Annotated in this window: 20 protein-coding genes; 6 read left to right on the top strand and 14 right to left on the bottom strand. The window is 72.3% G+C overall.

The genetic code is table 11. The features are described from left to right. Positions 1–76 precede the first annotated feature (76 nt). Positions 77–2,407, bottom strand: coding sequence for a GH92 family glycosyl hydrolase (locus AB0M93_RS10455; protein WP_364270771.1), 2,331 nt, complete (start codon positions 2,405–2,407; stop codon positions 77–79). Positions 2,408–2,526: 119 nt separating this feature from the next. Between AB0M93_RS10455 and AB0M93_RS10450 the strand changes: the two genes are divergently transcribed. After that, positions 2,527–3,321 (top strand): MerR family transcriptional regulator, encoded by a 795-nt coding sequence (locus AB0M93_RS10450; protein WP_364270768.1) that lies wholly within the window; start codon positions 2,527–2,529, stop codon positions 3,319–3,321. Beyond that, entirely contained in the window at positions 3,318–4,640 is a 1,323-nt protein-coding gene (locus tag AB0M93_RS10445; RefSeq protein WP_364270766.1) for an erythromycin esterase family protein, read from the top strand. Before AB0M93_RS10450 ends, AB0M93_RS10445 begins: the two co-directional genes overlap by 4 nt. On the opposite strand, the gene AB0M93_RS10440 is transcribed toward AB0M93_RS10445, so the two are convergent. The 4 genes from AB0M93_RS10440 to AB0M93_RS10425 form a co-directional block, all read right to left on the bottom strand. Next, entirely contained in the window at positions 4,624–6,072 is a 1,449-nt protein-coding gene (locus tag AB0M93_RS10440) for an amidohydrolase family protein (protein ID WP_364270763.1), read from the bottom strand. The two genes, AB0M93_RS10445 and AB0M93_RS10440, sit on opposite strands and share 17 nt — an antisense overlap. A 212-nt stretch (positions 6,073–6,284) precedes the next feature. Then, positions 6,285–7,844, bottom strand: a complete 1,560-nt coding sequence (locus tag AB0M93_RS10435) for an ABC transporter permease (protein ID WP_364270761.1) — start codon at positions 7,842–7,844, stop codon at positions 6,285–6,287. Then, positions 7,841–8,749, bottom strand: coding sequence for an ABC transporter ATP-binding protein (locus AB0M93_RS10430; protein WP_364270758.1), 909 nt, complete (start codon positions 8,747–8,749; stop codon positions 7,841–7,843). Before AB0M93_RS10430 ends, AB0M93_RS10435 begins: the two co-directional genes overlap by 4 nt. Before the next feature lie 2 nt (positions 8,750–8,751). Then, on the bottom strand, positions 8,752–9,366 hold the full coding sequence (locus AB0M93_RS10425) for a TetR/AcrR family transcriptional regulator (protein ID WP_364270755.1): 615 nt from the start codon (positions 9,364–9,366) through the stop codon (positions 8,752–8,754). A gap of 236 nt (positions 9,367–9,602) precedes the next feature. On the opposite strand from AB0M93_RS10425, the gene AB0M93_RS10420 reads away from it, so the two are divergent. Next, on the top strand, positions 9,603–12,836 hold the full coding sequence (locus AB0M93_RS10420) for a S8 family serine peptidase (protein WP_364270752.1): 3,234 nt from the start codon (positions 9,603–9,605) through the stop codon (positions 12,834–12,836). Between the two features lie 55 nt (positions 12,837–12,891). Here the strand turns inward: AB0M93_RS10420 and AB0M93_RS10415 are convergent, their stop codons facing one another. After that, positions 12,892–14,055, bottom strand: a complete 1,164-nt coding sequence (locus tag AB0M93_RS10415) for an ROK family transcriptional regulator (RefSeq protein ID WP_364270749.1) — start codon at positions 14,053–14,055, stop codon at positions 12,892–12,894. Positions 14,056–14,152: 97 nt separating this feature from the next. Here AB0M93_RS10415 and xylA point away from each other — a divergent pair, with 97 nt between their 5' ends. Then, complete coding sequence (gene xylA, locus AB0M93_RS10410) at positions 14,153–15,301, top strand: xylose isomerase (RefSeq protein WP_364270746.1); 1,149 nt, start codon at positions 14,153–14,155, stop codon at positions 15,299–15,301. Positions 15,302–15,371: 70 nt separating this feature from the next. Here xylA and AB0M93_RS10405 read toward each other — a convergent pair whose 3' ends face one another. The 8 genes from AB0M93_RS10405 to AB0M93_RS10370 all read right to left on the bottom strand — a co-directional run bounded on the left by AB0M93_RS10405 (position 15,372) and on the right by AB0M93_RS10370 (position 22,725). Then, a complete protein-coding gene (locus AB0M93_RS10405; RefSeq protein ID WP_364270743.1) occupies positions 15,372–16,742 on the bottom strand; it encodes a nucleotide pyrophosphatase/phosphodiesterase family protein in 1,371 nt (456 codons plus the stop codon). Continuing rightward, positions 16,739–17,866 carry a metabolite traffic protein EboE gene (gene eboE / locus AB0M93_RS10400; protein WP_364270740.1) on the bottom strand — a complete coding sequence of 376 codons (1,128 nt, stop codon included), beginning with the start codon at positions 17,864–17,866 and terminating at the stop codon, positions 16,739–16,741. Before eboE ends, AB0M93_RS10405 begins: the two co-directional genes overlap by 4 nt. Next, positions 17,863–18,714, bottom strand: coding sequence for a TatD family hydrolase (locus tag AB0M93_RS10395; protein WP_364270737.1), 852 nt, complete (start codon positions 18,712–18,714; stop codon positions 17,863–17,865). The genes eboE and AB0M93_RS10395 overlap by 4 nt, the downstream gene beginning before the upstream one ends. Further along, on the bottom strand, positions 18,714–19,259 hold the full coding sequence (locus tag AB0M93_RS10390) for an EboA domain-containing protein (RefSeq protein ID WP_364270734.1): 546 nt from the start codon (positions 19,257–19,259) through the stop codon (positions 18,714–18,716). The genes AB0M93_RS10395 and AB0M93_RS10390 overlap by 1 nt, the downstream gene beginning before the upstream one ends. Beyond that, a complete protein-coding gene (locus tag AB0M93_RS10385; protein WP_364270731.1) occupies positions 19,256–20,077 on the bottom strand; it encodes a sugar phosphate isomerase/epimerase family protein in 822 nt (273 codons plus the stop codon). Before AB0M93_RS10385 ends, AB0M93_RS10390 begins: the two co-directional genes overlap by 4 nt. Continuing rightward, the gene (locus AB0M93_RS10380) at positions 20,074–20,901 is read right to left on the bottom strand and encodes an SCO3242 family prenyltransferase (RefSeq protein WP_364272824.1); all 828 of its coding nucleotides are present in this window, start codon (positions 20,899–20,901) and stop codon (positions 20,074–20,076) included. The genes AB0M93_RS10385 and AB0M93_RS10380 overlap by 4 nt, the downstream gene beginning before the upstream one ends. Further along, on the bottom strand, positions 20,898–22,007 hold the full coding sequence (locus tag AB0M93_RS10375; RefSeq protein WP_364270728.1) for an inositol-3-phosphate synthase: 1,110 nt from the start codon (positions 22,005–22,007) through the stop codon (positions 20,898–20,900). The genes AB0M93_RS10380 and AB0M93_RS10375 overlap by 4 nt, the downstream gene beginning before the upstream one ends. A gap of 262 nt (positions 22,008–22,269) precedes the next feature. Further along, entirely contained in the window at positions 22,270–22,725 is a 456-nt protein-coding gene (locus AB0M93_RS10370) for a MarR family transcriptional regulator (RefSeq protein WP_364270725.1), read from the bottom strand. 129 nt (positions 22,726–22,854) lie between these two features. Here AB0M93_RS10370 and AB0M93_RS10365 point away from each other — a divergent pair, with 129 nt between their 5' ends. Both AB0M93_RS10365 and AB0M93_RS10360 read left to right on the top strand, forming a co-directional pair. Next, complete coding sequence (locus AB0M93_RS10365) at positions 22,855–24,039, top strand: MFS transporter (protein WP_364270722.1); 1,185 nt, start codon at positions 22,855–22,857, stop codon at positions 24,037–24,039. Between the two features lie 23 nt (positions 24,040–24,062). Beyond that, positions 24,063–24,896, top strand: coding sequence for an aldo/keto reductase (locus AB0M93_RS10360; RefSeq protein WP_364270719.1), 834 nt, complete (start codon positions 24,063–24,065; stop codon positions 24,894–24,896). Positions 24,897–25,006: the final 110 nt, after the last annotated feature.

Genomic DNA, 25,006 nt, shown 5'->3' with positions numbered 1-25,006 from the left:
CTCCAGCTCAGCAGAAACGGCGGGGCACCGCACGGGGAGGCACCTTTCGTGCCGTCTTGTCCGGTGCCCCGCCGGGCTACATCGCGGGCGGTGCCGTCTTCGTGCCCCACGTGGTGGGCGTGTCGCTCAGCGTGAAGCGGATCTTGCCCGCGCGGAGCAGGTCCGCGTGCGAAATCCAGCTCCGGTCGTACCCACGGTGACCGACCTGGACCTCCTTCGTGTACTGCAGCTTCGCCGCGCTCGCGCCCGGGGCCTCGATCTCGATCCTGCGGCCGCCGGCCGGGCGGATCTCCACCTTCTCGAACATCGGCGTGCTCAGCAGGTACGTTCCGGAGCCCGGCTGCGCTTCGAAGACGCCCGTCATGCCGAAGACCAGCCACGACGAGATGGTGCCCAGGTCGTCGTTGCCCGGCATGCCGTACGGCGTGTCGGTGAACAACGTGCGCGCCGCGCGCAGGACCGCCGAGGTCTTCCAGGGTGCGCCCGTCCAGCTGTACATCCAGGGGGCGTGCAGGTCCGGCTCGTTGTTCGGGTTGAAGGCGAAGTTGTTGTGGTAGTCGTACGCGCCGTGGACCCAGGAGTCCTTGGCCGCCTTCGCCGGGTCGGTGAGCAACAGCGGCATGTCGAAGAACGTGTCGAGCCGCTTCTCCGCCTGCGCCGGGCCGCCCATCAGGGCGAACAGCTTCGCGGTGTCCTGCTGGGCGAGCCACTGGTACTGCCACGGCGTGCCCTCGTGGAAGCCGGTCGATTGGGCGGGATCCGGGTCGCCGACGCCCGTGCCGTCCGCGGCGCGAGTGCGCGGGAAGCCGGTGAAGCCGTGGGATTCGACGCTGGTGTCCCAGAGCTTCGAGAAGTTGCCGCAGCGAGCGGAGAGGGTCGCGGCCTTGTCCCGGTAGCCCAGGCCGGCCGCCATGGTGGACAGGGCGCAGTCGGCGAGGGCGTACTCGAGGGTTGCCGAGCCGGCCTGGCGCGTGTCGCCGTAGGTGTAGCCGGGCAGGTCCTGGTAGCCGATCCAGCCGTTCTTCACGTAGGTCGGGTTGCCGTCGCGGCCGCGGAAGATCGACTGGTCCGCCGGCACCTCGTTGGCGTTGCGCCACAACGCGTCGAACAGCTGACGCGCGGTCCGGTCGTCGAGCAGGCCGCGGCGGTAGTTGTCGACCACCCACGGCGTGACGGGGTCACCGCTCATCACGTTGGTCTCGCCGCCGGCCAGCGCCCAGCGCGGGACCCAGCCGCCGTCCTGATAGATCCGGAGGACGGACTTGGTCATGTCGGCGGCCTTGTCCGGGTGCAGCAGCGCGACCAGCTGGTTCTGCGAGCGGTAGGTGTCCCAGAGCGAGAACATCTGGTAGTACGTGTCGCGGCTGCGGTGGACGGCGTCGTCGAAGCCGCGGTACGAACCGTCCACATCGGACCCGACGGACGGGTGCAGCAGCGACCGGTACAGCGCGCTGTAGTAGGTGCGCTGGTCGGCGGTCGTCCCGCCGGCGACGCGCAGGCGGTTGAGCTCATCGCGCCAGGTGTCGTGCGCGGCGGCGCGGGCCTTGTCGAACGACTTGGGCTGCTCGGCCGCGCGGTTCAGGCGAGCGCCGTCGATGGAGGTGTAGGAGAGCCCGACCGACGCGCCGACCTGGTTCTTCGCGGTGGCGAAGGTGAGCCAGGCGCCGGTGCGCTGGGCACCGAGCTTGGCGTCACGCTGGTTCGGCGTCAGCTTGCTGTCGGTCCAGGTGCCGAAGCTGGTGAACTTGCGGTCGAACTTGGCGCTGAAGAAGACCTTGTAGCGCTCTTTCTGCGTCTCCCAGCAGAAGTTGCCGCCCTGCAGCCAGCCCTCGACGGTGTCGTCCCCGACGACGTGGACGTCGCCGGCGTAGGTGTAGCCGTTGCTCTCGCCGACCTCGATGAGGACGTTTTCGCTGGTCGCGCCGCTGGGGAAGGTGTAGCGGTGCTGGCCGGTGCGCTGGGTCGCGGTCAGCTCGGCCTCGATGCCGCCGGCCAGCTTGACGCCGTAGTACCCGGGCTCGCGGGTTTCGTCGGCGTGGCTGAACTTGGCGCCGTACTTCGCGGGATCGCTGCTGGTGACGGCGCCGGTGGTCGGCATGAACCGGAAGTTGCCCATGGTCTGGCAGCCGACACCGGAGAGGTGGGTGTGGCTGAAGCCGAGCGTGGTGTCCTGCGCGTAGTCGTAGGACGCGTACTTCTTGAGCTGGGTGTCCGGGCTGAGCTGGACCATCCCGAAGGGCGTGGTGGCGCCGGGGAAGGTGGTGCCGTCGCCGTTGTTGCCGATCGAGGTGTCGACGAGCGTGGTCGGGTCGTCGGCGAACCGGGGTCCTGCCTCCGCGGGGGTGGCCAGCGCCAGCGTCGTGGCTCCGGCGAGCAGGGTGGCCAGGACGCGCGTACGCGTTCTCATCCGTGTCCTCCTGACAACGTTGTCACATGCACGGTGGGATCTTTTCCGTTGTCCGGTGGACAAATCAAGCCCTCCCCGCGACTTGAACCCGACGTGGCGTCAGGTCCTACCGTCGGGGCGTGAGCGAACGCAGGTGGAGCATCGGTGAGCTGGCGGCGGCCGGCGGCGTCACGGTGCGCACGTTGCACCACTACGACCGGATCGGCCTGGTGTCACCGGCGGAACGGACCCCGGCCGGGCACCGGCGGTACGCCGAGGCGGACGTGCGCCGGTTCTACCGGGTGCGGACCCTGTGCGGGATGGGGCTTTCCCTCGACGAGGTGGCCGTCGTGCTGCGGGACGCGGGAGACGATCCCGGGTCGCTGCGCGGCCTGCTGACCGCGCAGCTCGCCGACCTGGAGGCCCGGGCCGCGCGCCTCGCGGAGTCGGCCCAGCGCCTCCGGGGTCTGCTCTCCCGGCTCGCCGAGGAAGCCATGCCGGAACCGGAGCAGTTCCTCGCCGCCCTGGAGCCGATGTCCGTCGACGCGGGCCGGTACCTCTCCGCCGGTCAGCTCGCGACGATCACCGGACGCGCCGCGGAGCTGGGCGGCGAGGCGATCGAAACGCTGAAGACCGAGTGGCTCGGCCTCTTCACCCGGCTCAGGAGGCACCTGCTCGACGGGACGCCCGTCGACGACCCGGCGGTGCAGGACCTGATCGGCCGGTGGCGGGAGACGGCGGCCGCGTTCCACCCCGGCGACCGCCGGTTCGAGGCGGCGACCACGGCGCTGTGGGCGGACAACCGGGCCGGGATCGGGCGGGAACTCGACGAGCGCCTCGGCTGGTCCGGGCCGGCCGGCGCCGCCGAGGTCGTCGACTACCTGCGCAAGGCCCGGGCCGCGGGCGAAGGCTTTCTCGAAGGAATGGACGAATGATGGACGCCGACGTCACCGCATGGCTCCAGGAGAACCTGGTCCGGCTGCGGACGCTCGAACCCGGCGAGGGCTACGCCGGACTCGAGCCGTTGCGCGACATCGTCGGCGACGCCCGGGTCGTCGCGATCGGCGAGAGCACCCACCGGGTGCACGAGTTCTACCAGCTCCGCCACCTGGTGACCCGGTTCCTCGTCGACGAGCTGGGGTTCACCGGGTTCGCGATGGAGTCCGGCTTCCCGGAGGGCTGGGCGGTCCACGACTGGGTGCTCGGCGGCGACGGCGACCTCGATCTGCTCCTGCACACCGGGATCACCTACCACATGGGCAAGTGCGCGGAGATGCGCGACCAGCTGCGGTGGATGCGCGAGCACAACCGCACCCACGACCGCAAGATCCGCTTCTACGGCATGGACCTGCCGGACTCCAGCGCGTCCGCCCTGCCCGGCGTCACAGCCGCCTTGGCGTTCCTGGACGACGCGGACCCGGCCTACGCCGCTGCGGCCCGCAAAGCCCTGTTGCCGCTGTTCGATTACCTCCCCGCCGACCGGACCGGGCTGGCCTGGGCCGCCCCCGCGATCCACGCCTACCTGGCCCTCGGCACCGCTCATCGCCACGAGCTGACCGCCCGGATCGGCGAGCTGGCCGAGCGCCTTCGCGCCCTGCGCGTCCCGTATTCCACTGTGGACGCAAACCGGGCCGGCATCGCGCTGCAGTGCGCGGTCACCGCGAGGTCCGCGGACGCCTTCCTCGCCGGCATGGCGGCCGCGCCGGGACGCACCTACCGCGGCGCCAACGTCCGGGACGCGGCGATGGCCGCCAACGTCGAATGGATCCTCGGCCGGGAGGACCGCATCGTCGTCGGGGCGGCCAACGGGCACGTGCAGCGCTGGCCGTACCGCGTGCCGCCGATCATCACCGACGAACAGGTCATGCTCGGTCAGCACCTGGCCCGCTCGCTCGGCGACCGGATGGTGGTCATCGCCACCACCTATGACGGCGGCCGTGTGTTCAGCCACCGCCCGTCGGCCGACGGCCCGCCCGGCCACACCGAGGTCTTCCACGAGGACGTCGCCCCCGGCACCGACCCGGGCGATCTCGACGTCCTGCTCGCCCGGGCCGGTGAACCGCTCGCCCTGCTGGATCTCCGCAAGGTTCCCGGCGAAGGCGCGGTGGCCCGCCGCTTCGCCGAGATCGACGGCACGCGGAACGGACCGTACAAGCAGCTGGTGAACCCGCTCGTCGCGTTCGACGCCGTCGTGCACATCGACAAGGTGACCCCCTGGCACACCTTCGTCGACGGGGTCAGACCTGGTGCGTGACGTGCCCGCCGACGATCGTCGCCGTCACCGGGAGGTTCCGCAGGTCGGCCGGCGACAGCACCGACGGGTCCGTCGCCGTCACCACGAGGTCCGCGACGTCCCCCACCGCGACGCCCCGGCGGCCGCCCGAAGAAGCCGCCAAGGCTTCCGTGAACGGGATCGACTGTTCCGGGTGCCACGGCGGGCGGTCGTCGTCCGTGCGGGCGATCGCCGAAGCCATCCCGTCCCACGGGTCCAGCGGGGCCACCGGGGCGTCCGAACCGAACTCCAGCCGGGCGCCCGATTCCAGCAGCGCCCGGTACGGGAACGCCCGCTCGGTGCGCCCGTGCCAGTGGCGGTCCGCGACGTCGCGGTCGTCCGGCTGGTGGGCCGGCTGGACCGCCGCGATCACGCCCAGCGCCGCGAACCGGGGGACGTCGGCCGGGGCCAGCAGCTGGGCGTGCTCGATCCGGCCCGGGCAGCCGACCTGCTCGAAGGCGTCGAGGGCGATCGTGTTCGCGCGGTCGCCGATCGCGTGGACCGCCGGGAGGAGGCCGTGGTCGAACGCCCGCTGCATCAACGGGATCAGCTCGGCCGGCGGGAGTTCGAGCTGGCCCGGGGAATCACTGCCGGGGTAGGGGTCGTGGCAGTAGGCCGTGCGGGTGTTGAGGGAACCGTCCACGAAGAGCTTGAACGGCCCCACCGTCAGCAGCCCGCCGGAATCGGGGAGGACGTCGCCCGTGCGGTGGCCGCGCTCGATGGTCTGGTCCAGCAGGTGCTTGGCGATCACGCACGAGATCCGCGCCGCCGGGGCACCCCGGCGCGTCCAGTCCGCCACCGTGTCCGCGTACTCGTAGTCGACGATCTGCGTCACGCCCCGGGTGGCCGCCGCCGACACCGCTTCCGCCACCCAGCGGTCCTGGACGTCGATCGCCGCCGTCGGGAGCTGGGCTGTGGCGCTCATGCAGTCGCCCTCCAGCAGGACGCCCGTCGGGTGCTCGCGGCCGATCAGCTTCAGCGCCGCCGGGCTCAGCCACAGCGTGTGCAGGTCCGCGCTGAACAACGCGACCGCCCGCCCGGGCAGCGCGCGCTGCAGCAGGTCCTTGTGCGGCTTGTCCGGCCACAGCGCATCACGGAACCCGGCGCCCACGACGAGTTCCTTCTGCGGCGCGGGCGTGGCCAGCAGGTGCGCGAGCAGCAGCTCGATCGCCTCCCCCGCCGAGCGCGCCGCGTCCAGCGGGATCCGCCGCCGGAAAGTCGCCCACTGCAGGAGGTGGACGTGCGCGTCGACCAGGCCGGGCAGCAGCGTCCCGCCGTGCCCGTCGACGACGCGCGCCGCGAACCCCGTGGACCCCGGTTCGGTGATCGACGTGACCCGGCCGTCGTTCACCCGGACGTCCGCGAGGTCGCCGCCGAGACCCGGCCGGACGCGGCGCAGCAGGAGATCATCCATGCGGACCACCATGCCAGCCCGACCCGTCCGGGTGAAGCACGGCTTGAGATGAGGAATAGCCGGGTACTCGGCTACCGTTGAAACACACGGCAGCCGTCGCCCGCCGAAGGGTCAGGGCCGGTCAGGGGCGCCGCCTTCACAAGCCGCGCAGGGTTCGACTCCCTCGGTTGCCACCGAACCGGAAGGCCACCGCGAGGTGGCCTTCCGGCCGTTCAGCCCACCGGGATGTCCCGGCGCCGCAAGGCGAACAGGCCGCCCGCGCCGGCCGCGGCCGCGATCACCAGCAGCCACAGCAGCGGTGTCACCGAGATCGTCCCGCCCGGCAGGCGTGGCAGGTGCTGGAACGGCGACATCCCGAGCACCACGTCGTTCCACCGCAACGCCGAACCCACCAGCGACAGCAGCAGGAACCCCGCCAGCAGCCCCCACGCCGCCGCCGCGAAGCGGGGGAGGAAGCCGATCAGCGCTACCGCCAGGCCGGTGAGCACCCACACCGCCGGCAACTGGGCCAGTGCCGCCGGAACCAGCCCGAGACCGCTTCCGTACGCCACGCCCGTCGCCGCGCCCGTGACCGCCAGCGCGAACGCCGGGCCCAGCAAGGCGAACGTCAGGTGGGCCAGTGCCCAGCCCCCGCGCCCGACCGCCGTCGCCAGCACCGGTTCCGCCCGGCCCGCCGCCTCTTCGGCACGCAGCTTCAGCGCCGCCTGCACCGCGTACCCCGCCGCGGCCAGCCCGAACAGCGTCATCGTGCCCGCCAGGTACGCGTCCAGCACCGGACCGCCGCCGCCCACGCGGGAGAACACCTCCGCGACCGCCTGGTTGTCCCGCATCATCTCCGCGACGTTCTGCGCGACCCCGCCCATCAGCAGCCCGACCAGCGCCAGGCAAACGGTCCAGACCAGCAGCGTCCCCCGCTGCAGCCGCCAGGCCAGCGCCAGCGGCGAGCGCAGCGACGCCTTCGCCGTCTCACGTCCCAGCCGTGCGGGCAGCAGCGCTGCCCCGAGGTCCCGGCGAGCGGACAGGGCCACCGCCGAGACGACCAGCAGGCCCGTTGCGAACAAAGCCAGGAGCAGAACCCACCACTGCTCCCCCGCGAACGGCCTCAGCCGGTGCGCCCAGCCGATCGGCGACAGCCACGCGAGCCAGCCCGCCGAGCTGCCGTCGCCCGCCGCGCGCAGCAGGAACGCCACGACCAGTGCGCCGATCCCGATGCCCCTCGCCCCGCTCGCACCCCAGGTGAGCTGAGCGGCGACCGCCCCGACCCCGGCGAACACCCAGCCCGCCAAGGAGAACCCGAGCCCGAGCGCCAGCGCGCCGGCGAGCGGCACACCCTGCGCGGCGACGCCGAAGGCGGCCAGCAGGCCGAACCCCAGGCAGGCACCGCAGGCGGCGAGGACCGCCGCCGCCAGGCCCGCGTGGCGTCCGACGACCGTCGCGCCGGTGAGCTCGCGGCGGCCCGCCTCCTCCTCGGTGCGGGTGTGCCGGACCACGGTGAGCAGCGCGATCAACCCGACCACCACCGGGACGAACCCGCATTGCCACGCAAGGAGATTCCCCGGGGACGAGCCGTACAGCGGGCCGTTGCGGACCACGAACGTCGCGCTCGTCGCGTTGAGGTCGTAGAAGTGCTGCCGGGCCGCCGCGTCCGGGTACGCCGCCTTGATCGACGACAGGTACCCGACCGGCGCGAGCGCGAGACCGGCGATCCACAGCGGCATCAGCCACCGGTCGCGGCGCAGCACCAGCCGCAGCAGCGCCCAGGTCCCGGTCATCGCGGCGCTCCGACCGGCTCGTCGTGGCGGTAGTGGCGGAGGAACAGCTCCTCCAGCGTCGGCGGACGGCTCACCAGGCTCCGCACCCCTGCCCCGGCCAGGTGCCGCATCACCTCGTCCAGCGCCGGCTGGTCGACGGACAGGTGGACGTGCGAGCCGTACGAGCTCAGGTCGTGCACGCCCGGCAGGGACCCGAGGTCCGCCGGGACGTGCGCGAGGGAGGCGTCGATGGTGATCCGCCCCAGGTGGCGCAGCTCGTCGAGGGTGCCCGACTCGACCGTGCGGCCCGCGCGGATGATCGTGACGCGGTCGCACAGCGCTTCGACCTCGGACAGGATGTGCGAGGACAGCAGCACCGTGCGGTCGCCGCGCTCCCGTTCCTCCGCGACGACCTGCCGGAACGCCTCCTCCATCAGCGGGTCGAGCCCGGACGTCGGCTCGTCGAGGACCAGCAGCTCCACATCGGACGCCAGCGCGGCGACGAGCGCGACCTTCTGCCGGTTGCCCTTCGAGTACGTGCGGCCCTTCTTGCGCGGGTCGAGGTCGAAGCGCTCGACGAGATCCGCACGCCGCCTGCCGTCGAGGCCGCCGCGCAGCCGGCCGAGCAGGTCGATGACTTCGCCGCCGGTGAGGTTGGGCCACAGGGTGACGTCGCCCGGCACGTACGCGAGCCGCCGGTGCAGCTCGGTGGCCTGGGCCCAGGGGTCGCCGCCGAGCAGGGTGGCGCGGCCGCCGTCGGCCCGCATCAGCCCCAGCAGGACGCGGATCGTGGTGGTCTTGCCGGCGCCGTTGGGCCCGAGGAACCCGTGCACCTCGCCGGTGTGGACGGTCAGGTCGAGCCCGTCGAGGGCCCGTGTCCGGCCGAACGCCTTGGTGAGGCCGTCGGCGGTGATCGCGTCGGCCATCGTCATTCCTTCCGTTGGTAGGCGGCCAGCGCTTCGCGGGCCTTTTCGAGGACTTCGGTGGTGGCGAGCGGGTTGAGGAACAGGTGCCCGGCGGCCGCCGACATCCGCAGCATCGCCTCGTTCGTGCCCGGTTCCTCGCCGAGCGCGCGGGCGACGTGGTCCTGCAGGATCATCAGCCCGCCGGTCATCGCGGCGAGGGCGGCGGCGGCGCCCCGCGGGTCCGGCATGTCCATGCCCTGCTCGCGGAAGTAGCGCTCGGTCTCGTCGACGATCCCGGTGAACTGCGCCTGGGCGGCGGCGGAGCCGTCGACCATCGCGCGGCCCATGTACCGGCGGTACAGCAGCTGGCGGGCGTCGAACGTGGGCAGGAATCCCGGGTTCGCGGCGCCCTTCGCCAGCACTTCTTCCTTGAACTTCACCAGTTCGCCGAAGACGTGCGTGTCGCAGGCCTCGCGCAGGCCGTCCTTGGAACCGAAGTGGTGGCGGATCAGGCCACCGGAGACCCCGGCCTCCTCGGCGATGTCCAGGATCGACGTCTTTTCCATGCCGCGCTCGGTGAAGAGCTTGATGGCGGCGTCGCGGATCCGGGCCCGCGCGGTGAGGTCTTCGGTGCTCATCAGAGGTCCTATACGTGCGTGTAGTCGACTACACGTGAATATAGCCCACTACACGCACGTATAGCAAGACGGCACTTTCACGTGAAAGTGCCGCTTCCGGTGACCGCCTAACCGGGCAGTGCATTACTCCATTTGGCTCGCAACCAATTGCGGTCTTTGGGCTAACTGTCTGATTGCTGCCGAAGATCTCACCCTGTGTACTTCTCGGACGCACATCTTCATGAAGGGTCGTTTCAGTGACACAGCACAGATCGCGCTGGAGACGGCGGGCCGGGATCACCGTCCTCGCCACCGCACTCGGCGCCTCCGTCCTCGGCGTCGCCGTTCCGGTGGCGTCCGCCCAGCAGGCCCCGCCCTCGAACGGCGCCGCCGACGGCAAGACCCTCGACGAGCACGACCGCGCGCTCGTCGCCGAAGCCGAGAAGGCCGGGAAGCCCGACGTCACCCTGCTGATCGCCGCGGAGAAGGGCCAGACCGGCGCCGCCGTCACCGAGCTCAAAGCCCTCGGCGGGGTCGTCCAGTCCACCGACACGAAGCTCGACTACGTCAAGGTCAGCATCCCCCCGGAAAAGGCCGAAAAGGCCGCCAAGCTCAAGTCGGTGAACGCCGTCGACGTCGACGGGCTCATCGTGCGCGACGACCCGAAGCCCGACGGCGCGACCACCCCGCTGCCGCAGCCGGCCCCGGGCAAGAACACCCCGCGCGTCAACCCGTACCTGCCCACCGGGGACACCTACGCGGCGCAGTTCGGCCAGGTCCTGCCCAACTGGGACGGCAAGGACACCACGGTCGCCGTGCTCGACTCCGGCGTCGACCTCGACTCCCCTGCGCTGGCCACCACCAGCCACGGCGAACGCAAGATCGTCGACTGGTACAACGCCAACGCCACCAACTCCGGCGACGGCACCTGGGTCAAGCAGTCCACCCAGACCTACACCGGCACCTTCACCGCGAACGGCAAGACGTGGACGGCGCCCGCCACCGGCGGCCCGTACACCTTCGGCGTGTTCGGCGAGACCGCGGGCGACCTGGGCGCCGCGGACAGCGAGACCGGCGGTGACATCAACCGCGACGGCGACCGCGCCGACTCCTGGGGCGTGCTGCTCGACCCGGCGACCAAGGAGGTCCGGGTCGACCTCAACGGCAACGGCGACTTCACCGACGAAAAGCCGATGACCGACTACAACAAGAAGTTCGACGTCGGCTACTTCGGCACCGACAACCCGGCGACCGACATCGCCGAGCGGATGGCCTTCGTGGTCCAGACCGACAAGCCGGGTTACGTCGGCATCGGCATCGCCGGCGCGGAACACGGTTCGCACGTCGCCGGCATCGCGACCGGCAACGACCTGTTCGGCGGCAAGATGGACGGCGCCGCGCCGGGCGCGAAGGTGCTGGCCGTCAAGGTCTGCCTCACCAGCGCCGGCTGCACGTCGTCGGGCCTGCTCGACGGTGTCGTCTACGCGGCCAGCCACGGCGCCGACGTCATCAACATCTCGATCGGCGGCCTGCCGGCCCTCAACGACGGCAACAACGCCCGTGCGGAGCTCTACAACCGCACGATCGCCGAGTACAACGTCCAGATCTTCATCTCGGCCGGCAACAGCGGCGCCGGGGCGAACACCGTCGGCGACCCGTCGGTGGCCACGGACGCGATCTCGGTCGGCTCGTACATCACCAAGGAGACCTGGCTGTCGAACTACGGTTCGGTGACCAGGAACCCCGAGTCGATGCACCCGTTCTCCTCGCGCGGCCCGCGTGAGGACGGCGGTTTCAAGCCGGACATCATCGCGCCCGGCGCGGCCATCTCCACCGTCCCGCGGTGGGAGCAGCCGAGCCCGGTTCCCGGCACGTACACCCTGCCCGCCGGTTACTCGATGCTGCAGGGCACGTCGATGGCGGCGCCGCAGGCGACCGGCGCGGCGGCGCTGCTGGTGAGCGCGTACAAGGCGACGCACAACGGCCAGCGCCCGCCGGTGGCGCAGCTGCGGGCGGCGATCAAGTCGACCGCGCGGTTCGTGCCGGGCATCGGCGCGTACGCCCAGGGCGCGGGCCTGTTCAACGTCCCCGCCGCGTTCGTCGCGCTTTCGCTCAACCCGAAGCCGGACGTCGTCTCGACGTCGGTCGAGGTGCACACGGTCCAGTCGGGCCTGCTCGCCACGCCGAACACGGGCGTGGGCATCCACGACCGCGAAGGCGTGACCACGGGCAAGGCGTACACCCGCACCTACACGATCACCCGGACCACGGGCTCGGCGCACCCGGTGCCGTACTTCGTGCGGTGGGTCGGCAACGACGGCACGTTCTCCTCCGGCTCGACGGTGGTGCTGCCGCTGAACACGCCAGTGAAGTTCGACGTCAAGGTGAACCCGAAGAACGCCGGGGTCCACTCGGCTCTGCTCTACCTGGACAACCCGCTGACCATCGGCATCGACGTGCAGACCCTCAACACGGTCTTCGCGCCGCAGGAGTTCGTCGCCGGCAAGGGTTTCCAGGTCGACGTCTCGGGCAAGGCCGCCCGCAACCAGGCGACCAGCTACTTCGTGCGGGTGCCCCAGGGCGCCAGCGCGCTGAAGGTGGACCTGGACGCCGGCGGCGGCGCCCCGGGCAAGGGCCAGGTGCGGTTCCTGCGGTACGACCCGACCGGTGTCCCGGCCGAGGCCAGCACCGCGACGACCGCGTGCTACCTGCCCGACGCGGGTGCGGGCTGCGCCGGCGGCACGCCGACCAGCCGGACCATCGCCAACCCGCTGCCGGGCGTGTGGGAGATCACCGTCGAAGCGCGGCGGACGTCCGATGTGGACGAAGCGCCGTACAAGCTGTCGGCTTCGGTGCTGGGCACGGCGATCTCGCCGAACCCGGACGTCATCGCTTCGGCCACGCTGGGCACGCCGATCGCGCGGACCTACACCGTGCAGAACACGCTCGGCGCGTTCACCGGCAAGCTCACCGGCGCCACGCTGGGCAGCGCGAAGACGCAGCGGCCGACGATCACCGAAGGCACGCAGCAGCAGTACCAGATCGCGGTGACGCCGGGTTCGACGTCGCTGACGGCCACGATCGGCAGCCCCGCCGTCGTGGGCACGGACCTCGACCTGGTGCTGTACAACTGCACGACCGGTTCCTGCGTGCAGGCGGGCGTCAGCGCGGACGGTGACTCCGAGGAGTCGGTGACCGTGCCCAACCCGGCACCCGGGGTGTGGGTCGCGCTGGTCGACGGCTACGCGGTGCCGGGTGGCACCACCGCCTACGACTACCTCGACGTGTTCACCAACCCGGCGTTCGGTTCGGTCGCGGTGAACGACGCCAACGCCCTGCGCACGTCGGGCAGTTCGTGGACGGTCCCGGCGACGGTCACGGCCACCGCGGCTCCGGCCGCGGGCCGGACCCTGCGTGGCCAGCTGGCCGTGCAGACCGACACCGGCGTCACGGTCGGCACCTCGCTGGTGCAGATCACCGCGGTGAGCTGATTCCGTAGTCCGTGAAGGCCGTCCCGAGGTTTCCTCGGGGCGGCCTTCACGCTTTCTAGGCTTCCTGCGCCCGGGTGACGAACGGCGCCGGGTCGGCGAGGACCCGGTGGATGACCCGGCCGGCCGCGCCGAGGGTCGCCGCGTCGCCGCCGAGGCGAGACGCCGTCAGCACCGGGGGTGTGCCGCGCAGGCCGCCGAGGCGGGTCGTCAGCACCTCCGACACGGGGCCGGACAACCACGGGTACAGCTGGGTGAACACCCCGCCCAGCACGATGCGGTCCAGGTCCAGCAGGTTCACCGCCGACGTCAGGGCGATGCCGAGAGCGCGTCCCGCCGACGCGCACGCCGTCAGGGCCGGGCCGTCGCCGCGCTCGAGAGCGGCCAGCAACGCCGGGACCGAAGGGGCGTTTCCCGCCGCCAGCAACGCTTCCTGCCCCGCGTACGTCTCCAGGCACCCGCTGCCGCCGCAGCGGCACTGTGCTCCCTCCGGTGCCACGACGACGTGACCGAGCTCGCCGGCCAGGCCCGTCGCGCCGGAGTACAGCACGCCGTTCACCACCAGGCCGGCGCCGATGCCGATTTCGCCGGACACGTAGAGGAAGTCGCGCTCGCCGGCGCCGTACCAGAGCTCGCCCAGGGCCGCCAGGTTCGCTTCGTTGTCCAGCTCGACCGGGACCGGCAGGCGCAGCAGGTCGGCCGGGCGGACGTCCTGCCAGCCCAGGTTCGGGGCGGTGAACAGCACGCCGTCGCCGACCGGGCCGGACACCGCCAGGACCGCGCCCGCCACCTCCAGTCCCAGCCGGTGGGTCTCGGCGAGGGCCTCGGTGGCCAGCGCCTGCAGTTCGGCCAGGACCTTCTTCGGCCGCGAGCCGCGGTTGTCGCGCTCGCGGCGGGCGGCGAACCGGACCCCGCCGGTCAGGTCGAGCACGCGCACGGCGAGGTAGTCGACGTTGATCTCCAGCCCCAGTGACGCCACCCGCGCGCCGCTGAGCACGACCTCCACCCCCGGCCGGCCGCGTTCGCCCGCCCGCGCGGGCCCGGTCTCGGCGAGCAGGCCCGCGTCCACCAGGTCGCCGACGAGCTTCGAGACGGTCGACTTGGTCAGCCCGGTGACCTCGGCGAGCGCGGCGCGGGTCAGCGGACCGCCGCGGCCGACCGCCCCCAGCACGACCTCGAGGTTGCGGGCGCGCATCTCCTCGTGCCGCACGGCCTGGGTCATCGCGTCCTCCTGCGAAGCACTCTAACCGCCCCCCTTGACGCCCGGGACCCCGCGGCGCATATTTAGTCTACAACGTGAACTAAATGAAGGGACAGTCATGAGCGACTACGCTCCCCAGCCGGCCGACAAGTTCACCTTCGGCCTCTGGACCGTGGGCTGGCCCGCGGCCGACCCGTTCGGGGTGGCGACGCGGCCGCCGCTGGACCCGGTGGAGAGCGTGCACCGGCTGGCGGAGCTGGGCGCCTACGGCGTCACCTTCCACGACGACGACCTCTTGGTCACCGAGCCGGACCGCGACAAGGCGATCGAGCGCTTCCGCAAGGCGCTCGCCGAGACCGGCCTCAAGGTCCCGATGGCGACGACGAACCTGTTCACCCACCCGGTGTTCAAGGACGGCGGCCTGACCAGCAACGACCGGGACGTCCGCCGGTACGCGCTGCGGAAGGTGCGGCGCAACCTCGACCTCGCGGCGGAACTCGGCGCGGAGACCTACGTCGTCTGGGGCGGCCGCGAAGGCGCCGAGTCCGACGCCGCGAAGGACGTCCGCGCGGCGCTGGACCGCTACAAGGAAGGCTTGGACCTGCTCGCCGACTACGTCGTCGAGAAGGGCTACAACCTGCGGTTCGCGCTCGAGCCGAAGCCGAACGAGCCGCGCGGTGACATCCTGCTGCCGACGATCGGGCACGCGCTGGGCTTCATCTCGCAGCTCGCGCGGCCGGAGCTGTTCGGGCTCAACCCCGAGGTCGGGCACGAGCAGATGGCCGGGCTGAACTTCGTCCACGGCATCTCGCAGGCGCTGTGGCAGGGCAAGCTGTTCCACATCGACCTCAACGGCCAGCACGGCCCGAAGTACGACCAGGACCTGATCTTCGGCCACGGCGACCTGAAGAGCGCGTTCTTCCTGGTCGACCTGCTGGAGAACGGCGGCTACGAGGGCCCGCGGCACTTCGACTACAAGCCGCTGCGCACCGAGGACCCGGCGGACGTGTGGGTCTCGGCGGCGGCGAACATGCGGACCTACCTGATCCTCAAGGAGAAGTCGGCCGCGTTCCGGGCCGACCCGGAGGTCACCGAGGCCCTGGCCGCGTCGCGGGTCCCGGACCTCTCGACGCCGACGCTGGCGCCGGGCGAGTCGTTCGACGACCTGCTGAACGACGACTTCGACCTCGACGCGGCGGCCGAGCGCGGCTACCACTTCACGCGGCTCAACCAGCTGGCCCTGGAGCACCTGCTCGGCGTCCGCTGAACCGGGGTGAGGGCCACGCCGCATCCGCCGGCGTGGCCCTCACGCTTCGCCGGGACCTCCTCGGTGAGCTTCACTCGCCGCGGGCGGCGGCCGCCAGCAGCAGCTCCTTGACCTCGGTCGCGTGGAACTTCTCCCGTGCGAGCGCCGGGTCCGAGCACAGCAGCACCGGGCCGTCCGCGGCCGAGTCGGGCAGCCGGCCGTGGCTGCCGCGCACCGGCGCGGGGTCGAGCGGGACCACCTGCATCGAATACCGCAGGCCGAGCTTCTTGCGGGCCAGCGCGGCCGCCGCCTTCAGCTTGACCCTCGGGTCGGCCGGGTCGAAGAACAGCTCGGCCGGGTCGTAGCCGGGCTTGCGGTGGATCTCGACGGTCTTCGCGAAGTCCGGCGCGCGATCGTCGCTCAGCCAGTAGTAGTAGGTGAACCAGGCGTCCGGCTCGGCGACGGCCACCAGCTCGCCCGCGCGTTCGTGGTCGATGCCCAGCCCCGCCTGCCCGGCCCGGTCGAGCACGACGTCCACTCCGGACAGTCCGGCCACGAGGTCCCGCACCCGCGCCAGATCCGCCGGGTCGGCGACGTAGACGTGCGCGACCTGGTGGTCGGCGACCGCGAACGCGCGGGACGTCCACGGGTCCAGGTACTCCATGCCCGCCTGGACGTACACGTTGAGCAGGCCCTCGCGGCGCAGCGCCCGGTTGACGTCGACCGGCCGGTTCGCGTTCGTGATCCCGTACTCCGACAGCGCGACGACGGTGTGCCCGCCCGCGGCGGCGAAGTCCAGCAACGGCTTCAACGCGGTGTCGACCTCGCGCGCGGCGGCCGCCGCCTGCGGCGCGTCCGGGCCGAAGCGCTGCAGGTCGTAGTCCAGGTGCGGGATGTAGACGAGCGTGGTGTCCGGCCGGTCCTGGGTCATGATCTGCTGCGCGGCGGCGATGATCCACTGCGACGACGTGATCGACGCCGTCGGGCCCCAGTAGGTGAACAGCGGGAACTCGCCGAGATTGCCGACGAGCCGGTCGTGCAGCTGCGGCGGGTGGGTGTAGGCGTCCGGGGACTTCTTGCCGTCGGCGTGGTAGATCGGCCGCGGGGTCACCGTGAGGTCGGTGTCCGCGCCCATCGCGTACCACCAGCAGATGTTGGCGACCTTGTGGCCGGGCTGCGCGCGCCGGGCCGCGTCCCAGAACTTGTCCCCCTGCACGAGCTTGTTGTGCTGGCGCCAGAGGAACACCTCGCCGAGCTCGCGGAAGTACCAGCCGTTGCCGACGATCCCGTGCTGTGCCGGGACGAGCCCGGTCAGGAAGGTCGACTGCACCGAGCAGGTGACGGCGGGGAACACGGTGTCCAGCTGGGCGGTGAAGCCGGGTTCGGCCATCTTGCGCAGGTTCGGCATGTGCGGGAGCAGCCGCGGCGTCAGCCCCACGACGTCGAGGACGAGCAAACTCATGGGGTTACCTCTTCCAGGCCCAGGGTGGTCAGTGCGCGCCGGGTCCAGTCCAGCTCGGCCGCGATGCCCGCGACCAGCCCGGCGTCGTCGGCGGGTGCGTCCGGGAGCACCTGCCAGGTGTAGGTCTCGACCTCGACGTGGTCGGTGCGCGCGGTGGCGCCGCCGAACAGCTCGGCGAGGGTGCCGGCCAGGACCGGCCGGGTCGACGTCAGCGGCGGTGCCGGGTCGGCGTGCAGCGGCACGTGGAAGTGCACCCGCCACGGCGCCACCCCCGGCAGGGCACCGCCCAGCGCGAGGTCGAGGTCGTCAGCGCCCGGCGGGGCGCCTTCGTTGCTCTGGTGCAGGAACCGCGGCTCCACGAAGGACTCCAGCGCCCGCCGGGTCGCCGGGTCCCGCGGTGAAGCGGCCTCCAGCGCCGCCGACGCCTGCAGCTTGACGACGGCCAGCCCGGCGGCTTCGAGCCGGCCCAGAGCGGCGGCCGGGTCCTCGAAGCCGACCGCCAGGTGGCACGTGTCCAAGCAGACGCCCAGCCAGTCGGTGTCCACTTCGGACAGCCGGGCCGCGGCCTGCGCGGTGGTCTCGATGACGCACCCCGGCTCGGGCTCGAAGGCCACCCGCACCGGGCGCTCCTGGGCCGCCAGTCCCTTCGCGAGCAGGTCGAGCTGCCCGTCGTCGCCCCGCCATTCCGTGCGCCAGCCCAGCGGCAGCGTCGACACGCTGCCGCGCACGGTGTCGTCCGGCATCAGCTCGGCGAGCAGCCGCGCGAGGTCCAGGGTGTACCGGGTCCGCTCGGGCGCCGCCCAGTCCGGCCGGTAAACCTTGTGCTTGACGACGGGGTCGTGGAAACCCTGGTACGGGAACCCGTTGAAGGTGACGACCTCCAGGCCGCGCGCGGCGAGCTCGGCCTTCAACGTCGTCACCGCGCCCGGGTCCGCCACCAGCTCGCTCGCCACCGGCCGGGCCAGCCACAGGCCGAGCCCGAGCCGGTCCACGCCCAGCCGCTGCCGGACCGGCTCACCGAAGCGAGCCAGCTGGGCGAGCACGCCGTCGAGGTCCTCGGCCTGGTGCACGTTGGTGCAGTAGGCGAGGTGGACGACCGTGCCGTCACGGTGCCGGAACCTCACTTGCGGGCCCCCCGGAGGATGGAGTTGCCCGCGAACTCGGCCGCCGCCGCGCCGGATTCCAGCGAAAGCCGCCCGCTCTGCCCGTAGAACTCGACCGGGTTGCGCCACAGCACCCGGTCGACGTCGCCGGAGGTGAAGCCGGCGGCCAGCATCGCGTCGCCGGTCTTGCGGGTCTTGAGGGGGTCGCTCTTGCCCCAGTCCGCCGCGGAGTTGACCAGCACGCGCTCGGTGCCGTACTCCCGCAGGATCGCTACCATCCGGTCCTCGTCCATCTTCGTGTCCGGGTAGATCGAAAACCCGAGCCAGCAGCCGGACTCCTTGACCATCGCGACGGTCAGCTCGTTGAGGTGGTCGAGCACCACGCGCTCCGGGGCGATCCCCGACTCGCGGACGACGGCGATGCTCCGCTCGGTCCCGGCCGCCTTGTCGCGGTGCGGGGTGTGCACGAGCGCGGGCAGGTCGTGGTCGATCGCCAGCGCGAGCTGCGCGGCGAACGCCTTGTCCTCCTCCGCGGTCATCGAGTCGTAGCCGATTTCGCCGACCGCGACCACGCCGTCCTTCTCCAGGTACCGCGGCAGCAGGTCGAGCACCGGCGTGCACCGCGGGTCGTTGGCCTCCTTCGGGTTGAGCGCGATCGTGCAGTGGTGGGCGATGCCGTACTGGCTCGCCCGGAACGGCTCCCAGCCGACGAGCGCGTCGAAGTAGTCGGTGAAGCTCCCGACGCTGGTGCGTGGCTGGCCCAGCCAGAAGGCCGGTTCGACGAGCGCGCGGACGCCGGCGGCGTGCATGGCCGCGTAGTCGTCGGTGGTCCGGGAGCTCATGTGGATGTGCGGGTCGAAGATGCGCATCAGGTGTCCTGTCCGGTCAGCAGCGGGAGGAGGTCGGCGGGGACGTCGCGGCCGGCGGCGGTGCGCTCGGCGGCGAACGACCGCAGCATCCGCCGCAGCTCCTCGTCGGTCCGGCGGTCCAGCCCGGCCACCTCGGCCAGGGGAACGCCCATGAAGACGCACTTGAGGACGCCGTGGCGGTACGCGGCGGCATCGAGGTGCGTGGCGGCGTACTCGCCCATCGCGGCGGCGACGAGCCGGGTGTCGTTGGTGCGGAGGGCGTCCGCGACCAGGGCTGTACCCGCGTCCCCGATGTCCACAACGGACAGTCCATGGAGGACGGCCCGCTTCTCCGCCGCGTCGCCGTAGCGGTAGAGATCGGGCATCTCCGCCGCGGCACCGGGTGCCGCCTTGAGCAACGCGACGCGGGCGAGGTCGTCGACGGTCCGGCCCGGCACGTCCGACGGTCCCCGGCCGACCCGGCGGCCGACGGCGGGGAAGACCGTGCGCAACGCCGTCGCGTCGGCCGCCACCCTGGTCAGGGCTTCGTCGAGCCAGGCGGTCACCCCGCCACCGCCGAGCGCAGGAACGCCAGGGACTCCCGGGCGATCCGGGGTGCGGCGTGGCTGTCCCGCGGCAGTTCGACGGCCACTAGCCCGGTGTACGGCGCCAGCGCGGCCAGCACCGGCGGGAAGTCGATTTCCCCGCGGCCGAACTCGAGGTGCTCGTGCGTGCCGCGGCACATGTCGTCGATCTGGACGTTGACCAGCCGCGGCAGGGCGCGGCGGACGCAGTCGGGCACGGAGGCGCTCTCGTTGCACCGGCAGTGCCCGATGTCCAGCGTCAGCCCGAACCGCGCCGGATCGCCGAGCCGGCGGGCCAGCTCGAAGTAGCCGTCGAGGTCCTCGACGAGCATCCCGGGCTCCGGTTCGAAGCCGAGCTCGACATCGTGCTCGTCGGCGGCCTTGAGCACCTCCGCGCACCCGTCGGCCAGGTACGCCCACGCGTCCTCCGTGGACAGGTCCGCGGGTTTGTTGCCGCTCCAGAAGGACACCGCCTCGGCGCCTAGGTCCGCGGCGATCTCGACGGCCCGGGTCAGGAACTCGACGCGGCGCGCGCGATCGGGGTCGAGGAACGTCGGCGCGTGCTTGCGCCACGGATCCAGCAGGAACCTCGCCCCGGTCTCGATCACGACGGCGAGGCCGAGCCGGTCCAGGTCCGCGGCGACGCCGGCGACGCGCCGGGCGAGGTCCGGCCCGAACGGGTCCAGGTGCTGGTGGTCGAGGGTGAGCGCGACGCCGTCGTACCCGAGGTCGGCCAGCACGCGCAGGGCGTCCCCGAGCCGGTGGTTGGCGAAGCCGTTGGTGCCGTACCCGAACCTCATGTCGGCGACACCTTCCGGCCCAGCGCCCGCGCGAGCGGGAACGCGGCGGCCACGGCCAGCGCCGGGCGCCACGCGCCGGTGCGCGCGATCAGCCCGGCCTGCAGCGGGATCATGCCGTGGATGCCGGCGCCGACCGCGCGCCGGATCTTGCCCGCGACCGGGTCGCGGACGGCGTCGTACTGCGCCCGCCCGGTCGTCGCCACGTACGTCCCGAGCAGCGCCGAGGCCAGCGGCCCGACGCGGCCGGCAGCGAGGCGCACCCCGGCCGTCGCGGCCAGGGTGGCCGCCGGCAGCGCGGGTTTCGCACCGTCCACTTCGGACCGGGACAGCACGGTGACGGCGTAGGTGTGCGCCCCGACCGTCAGCGCCGCGGGCAGCGCGGGCCGGGCCCCGCCCGCGCCGAGCAGGACGTCGAGGGTGCGGGCCGCGGCCATCGCGGCCGGGCCGAGCACGGTGTTTTTGAGCACGAAGTCGTACGCCCAGACGGTCGCGGCCAGCGGCAGCGCAACGCGCAGCGCCCGCCGTCCGCCGGCGGCCGCGGCGATGCCCAGCCCGCCCGCGGTCAGCCCGGTGGCGACGCCGAGCGCCGTGCCCGGGGCGACCCGGCCGGACGGGATCGGCCGCTCGGGCCGCTCGATCGCGTCGAGCCGGCGGTCGGCGTAGTCGTTGAGCGCCATGCCGGCCCAGTAGATGCAGACGGAAGCGCCGGTCAGGGCGAGCGTGCGGCGGCCGAACGGCCAGCCCGCCGCGGCGGCCCCGGCGACGGCGTCCCCGGGCACGGTCAGCGCGGCGGGCGCGCGGACGAGTTCGACGAGCGCCTTCACCGGTGCGCCCACTCACGCAGGGCCGCGTACTGCGACGCCAGGTCGTGCGGGCCGTCGCCGACGGGATCCTTGAAGAAGAAGCCGAATTCGGCGACCGGGCCGGCCACGCCGTCGCGGCACGCCTTGGCGGTCAGCCGGGCGAGGTCGAGCACCAGCGGGGCGGCGAGCGCCGAGTCGCAGCCCTGCCAGGTGAGCTGCAGCGTCATGCGCGCGCCGAGGAACCCTTCGAAGAGCACGTGGTCCCAGGCGGTCTTCCAGTCGCCGAGCGCCGGCACGTAGTCGATGTGCACCTCGCCGTCGACGTCCCCGCCGAGGTTGCGCGAAAGCACCTGCTGCTTCGACGCGTTCTTGCTCGACGCCGCGCCGGGGTCGGCCAGCGTGGCGCCGTCGCCGCCGCCGAGCAGGTTCGTGCCCGACCAGGCCAGCACGTTCAGCCCGCGCTGGGCGAACATCGGCGCGAGCACCGACCGCAGCAGCGTCTCGCCCGTCTTGCCGTCCCGGCCCGCGTACGGCTGCCCGGTGACGCGGGCCAGCTCGTCGAGCGCGGGCAGCCGCGCACCCGTGGACGGCGTGAAGTCGACAAAGCCACAACCCGCGCGAAAGGCGGCGTAGGCGTACAACGCGCTCGGCGGCAGCACGTCCAGATCCGCTTCCAAGGCGGCCAGCGACGCGTGGGCCGGGTGCGGGACGCACGGCGGCTCGGTGGACGAAACGTTGACCACGACGACGTGGTCGACTCCGGCGCCGAACCCGGTCAGGTCCGCGACGATCCGGTCGGCCGCCGCGCGCCCGCCCCCGGACGGCGCCGGGCGCAGCCGCGCCTCGGCCGCGTCCAGTTCGGCGGTCACCGGGCCGGGCAGCGCGGCGGGGAGCACCCCCGCCGCCGCCAGCTGCTCCGCGCGCTTGACCAGCGGTGTGTCCACGACGTCGTGGCCGCCGAAGACCAGGTCCCCCAAGCCGGGCAGTGCCGCCCCGGCGAAGTCCGGCAGCTCGGTCACGCAGCCCGTGCGCGCGGCGAGTCCCGCACGCAGGGCGGCGGCTCCGGCGATGGCCGTGGTGGCCACCGACCCCCGGGCGCCGACCAGCCAGACACCGATCTTCCCCATGTTTCCCCCTCCGGTTGTTTCAGCCCCGCCGGACGCTTCGATGCCGGCGCGGGTCCAGCCACTGCTCACGCACCTCGTGAGCGGACGTGTGCCCGATCGGCGAGCCGGTCACGGCGCCGGCGGTTTCCCGCCCAGCACGTCCTTGCCCGTGGCGAGCGCGATCTCCGCGCGCATGCCGCCGGGCGGGCAAATGTCCACCAGGGTTACATCGCTTGACCCCAGCAAGCGTTTCGGCAAAACCTTCGCCCGGCGGCGAACGCCGTCAGGCCGAGGGCGCGGCGCTGAGCGTGCCGAGGGCCGCGACGAGCGGGGAGAGTTCCGGCCGCGTCTCCGCTTCGGCCAGCGCCTCCGCCAGCGCCGTGTCGTGCGTCGGGCGGGCGGCCGTCAGGAGGGCCTGGCCCGCCGGGGTCACCTCCGTGTAGATGCCGCGGCGGTCGTCCGCGCAGAGGTAGCGGGCCAGCAGCCCGCGCCCCTCCAGCCGCGTCACCAGGCGCGTCGTCGCCGACTGGCTGAGCACCACCGCGTTGGCGAGCTGGTTCATCCGGAGGTGGAAGCCGTCCTGGCGGGCCAGCACGTCCAGCACCGTGTACTCGCTCACCGACAGTTCGTGGTCGCGCTCGAGCGCGCGCTGCAGCCTGTCCTCGATCCGCGCGTGGAGCGCGGCCAGCGTCCGCCAGCCCTGCGCGCGGGCTTCGACGGCGTCGTCGTCCAGTGACACGGTTCACCTCTTCCCGGCTTGCACACGCACCCGCAAAGTCGCAAGCTTGTGCAATATACGGCGTCTGCAACTATCTCGGACGCTTGTAGTTGCCAACGCCCTCAGTCTACCCCGGAAAGAAGGAAGTCCATGCCCGCCGCCCTGCTCGCACTCGCGATCAGCGCTTTCGGGATCGGCACCACCGAGTTCGTGATCATGGGCCTGCTGCCCGAGGTCGCAGCCGATTTCGGCGTCTCGATCCCGTCCGCAGGCCTGCTCATCTCCGGCTACGCGCTCGGCGTCGTCGCCGGTGCTCCCCTGCTCACCGCGCTCGCTTCGCGGGTGCCGCGCAAGACCGTGCTGGTCGCGCTGATGGGCCTGTTCATCGCCGGCAACGTGCTCTCGGCGCTGGCCCCGAGCTACGGCCTGCTGATGACCGGCCGGGTCGTCGCCGCGCTGAGCCACGGCGCCTTCTTCGGCGTCGGCTCGGTCGTCGCCGCGTCGCTGGTCGCGCCGGCCAAGCAGGCGGGTGCCATCGCGCTGATGTTCACCGGGCTGACCGTGGCGAACGTCCTCGGCGTGCCCGCCGGCACCGCGCTCGGCCAGGCCTTCGGCTGGCGTTCGACGTTCTGGGTGGTCAGCGCCCTCGGCGTGGCCGGCGCGATCGGCATCCTCGCCCTCGTGCCGCACCAGGCACCGGACCCGGACGCCGGCCTGCGCCGCGAACTCGCCGTGTTCCGCCGCCCGCAGGTGTGGCTCGCGCTGGTGATGACGGCGCTCGGCTTCGCCGGCGTGTTCGCGTCCTTCACCTACATCGCCCCGATGATGACGCAGGTCGCCGGCTTCTCCAGTGGCGCCGTCACCTGGCTGCTCGTGCTCTTCGGCGCCGGCCTGTTCGCCGGCAACCTGCTCGGCGGCCGGGCCGCGGACCGCAGGCTGATGCCCAGCCTGTACGTCATCCTCGCCGCGCTGGCGCTCGTGCTGGTGGCGTTCGTGTTCACCGCGCACGCGAAGGTGCCCGCGGCGATCACCATCGCGCTGTTCGGGGCGGCCGGCTTCGCCACCGTGCCGCCGCTGCAGGCCCGCGTGCTGGCGAAGGCCGAAGGCGCTCCCGCGCTGGCCTCGGCGGCGAACATCGCCGCGTTCAACCTGGGCAACGCCGGCGGCGCGTGGCTCGGCGGCCAGGCGATCGACGCCGGCCTCGGCTACACCGCGCCCAACTGGATCGGCGCCCTGCTCGCCGCGGCCGGCCTCGCCGTGGCGCTCGTCTCCGGTCTGCTCGACCGCCGGACCCCGGCCCGTTTCACCGCCGCAGAACGGGTTCCCGCCCGATGAACCACCCACCGAAAGGAACCCTCGTGACCAGCGTGCCCGTGATCGAACTCAACAACGGCGTGCGGATGCCGCAACTCGGCTACGGCGTGTTCCAGATCCCGGACGACGAGACCACCGCCGCCGTGAAGACCGCCCTCGAAGCGGGCTACCGGAGCATCGACACCGCCGCCGTCTACGGCAACGAAAAGGGCGTCGGCCAGGCGATCGCCGAGTCCGGCATCGCCCGCGACGAGCTCTTCGTCACGACCAAGCTGTGGAACTCCGCCCAGGGCTACGACTCGACGCTCAAGGCGTTCGACGACAGCATGGCCCGGCTCGGGCTGGAACAGCTGGATCTCTACCTCATCCACTGGCCGACGCCGAAGCGCGACAAGTTCCTCGACACGTGGAAGGCGTTCGAGAAGCTCTACGCCGACGGCCGGGTCCGCGCGATCGGCGTGTCCAACTTCCAGCCGGCGCACCTCGAACGGCTGATGGACGCTTCGAACGTCGTCCCGGCGGTCAACCAGGTCGAGCTGCACCCGTACCTGCAGCAGCCGGAGCTGCGCGAGTTCGACACGAAGCACGGCATCGCGACCGAGGCGTGGAGCCCGCTCGCCAAGGGCGGCAGCCTGCTCGGCGACCCGGTGATCGCCGACCTCGCGGTCAAGCACAGCCGCACGCCCGCGCAGATCGTCCTGCGCTGGCACCTGCAGCTGGGCAACGTGGTGATCCCGAAGTCCGCGACGCGGTCGCGGATCGAGGAGAACTTCGACCTGTTCGGGTTCACCCTCACGGAGGAGGAGCTGGATTCGCTGACGCCGCTGGACCGCGGCGAGCGCACCGGCCCGGACCCGGACACCTTCAACGCCGCCTGACCAGTCGTGGGGGGTGGGGGGGGGTTGGATAGTAAGGAAGAAACACAACCGCGCGCCGCCGGCCCCACCCCGGGGGGGGGGCCCCCCCCCCGGGGGGGGGGGGAGGCACG

Source organism: Amycolatopsis sp. NPDC051102 (assembly GCF_040682815.1).
In the GTDB taxonomy this organism is placed as follows: Bacteria; Actinomycetota; Actinomycetes; order Mycobacteriales; family Pseudonocardiaceae; genus Amycolatopsis.
The sequence above is the reverse complement of the archived record's forward strand: the minus strand, read 5'-3'. Positions and strand labels throughout refer to the sequence as shown.

What these genes read in the sequence shown, in the direction of transcription:
- xylA (WP_364270746.1), top strand. Translation starts at nt 14,153, where the DNA reads ATGAGCGACTACGCTCCCCAGCCGGCCGACAAGTTCACCTTCGGCCTC.
- AB0M93_RS10435 (WP_364270761.1), bottom strand. Translation starts at nt 7,844, where the DNA reads ATGACCGGGACCTGGGCGCTGCTGCGGCTGGTGCTGCGCCGCGACCGG.
- AB0M93_RS10415 (WP_364270749.1), bottom strand. Translation starts at nt 14,055, where the DNA reads ATGACCCAGGCCGTGCGGCACGAGGAGATGCGCGCCCGCAACCTCGAG.
- AB0M93_RS10455 (WP_364270771.1), bottom strand. Translation starts at nt 2,407, where the DNA reads ATGAGAACGCGTACGCGCGTCCTGGCCACCCTGCTCGCCGGAGCCACG.
- AB0M93_RS10425 (WP_364270755.1), bottom strand. Translation starts at nt 9,366, where the DNA reads ATGAGCACCGAAGACCTCACCGCGCGGGCCCGGATCCGCGACGCCGCC.
- AB0M93_RS10445 (WP_364270766.1), top strand. Translation starts at nt 3,318, where the DNA reads ATGATGGACGCCGACGTCACCGCATGGCTCCAGGAGAACCTGGTCCGG.
- AB0M93_RS10385 (WP_364270731.1), bottom strand. Translation starts at nt 20,077, where the DNA reads ATGAGGTTCGGGTACGGCACCAACGGCTTCGCCAACCACCGGCTCGGG.
- AB0M93_RS10365 (WP_364270722.1), top strand. Translation starts at nt 22,855, where the DNA reads ATGCCCGCCGCCCTGCTCGCACTCGCGATCAGCGCTTTCGGGATCGGC.
- AB0M93_RS10395 (WP_364270737.1), bottom strand. Translation starts at nt 18,714, where the DNA reads ATGCGCATCTTCGACCCGCACATCCACATGAGCTCCCGGACCACCGAC.
- AB0M93_RS10375 (WP_364270728.1), bottom strand. Translation starts at nt 22,007, where the DNA reads ATGGGGAAGATCGGTGTCTGGCTGGTCGGCGCCCGGGGGTCGGTGGCC.
- AB0M93_RS10430 (WP_364270758.1), bottom strand. Translation starts at nt 8,749, where the DNA reads ATGGCCGACGCGATCACCGCCGACGGCCTCACCAAGGCGTTCGGCCGG.
- AB0M93_RS10405 (WP_364270743.1), bottom strand. Translation starts at nt 16,742, where the DNA reads ATGAGTTTGCTCGTCCTCGACGTCGTGGGGCTGACGCCGCGGCTGCTC.
- AB0M93_RS10440 (WP_364270763.1), bottom strand. Translation starts at nt 6,072, where the DNA reads ATGGATGATCTCCTGCTGCGCCGCGTCCGGCCGGGTCTCGGCGGCGAC.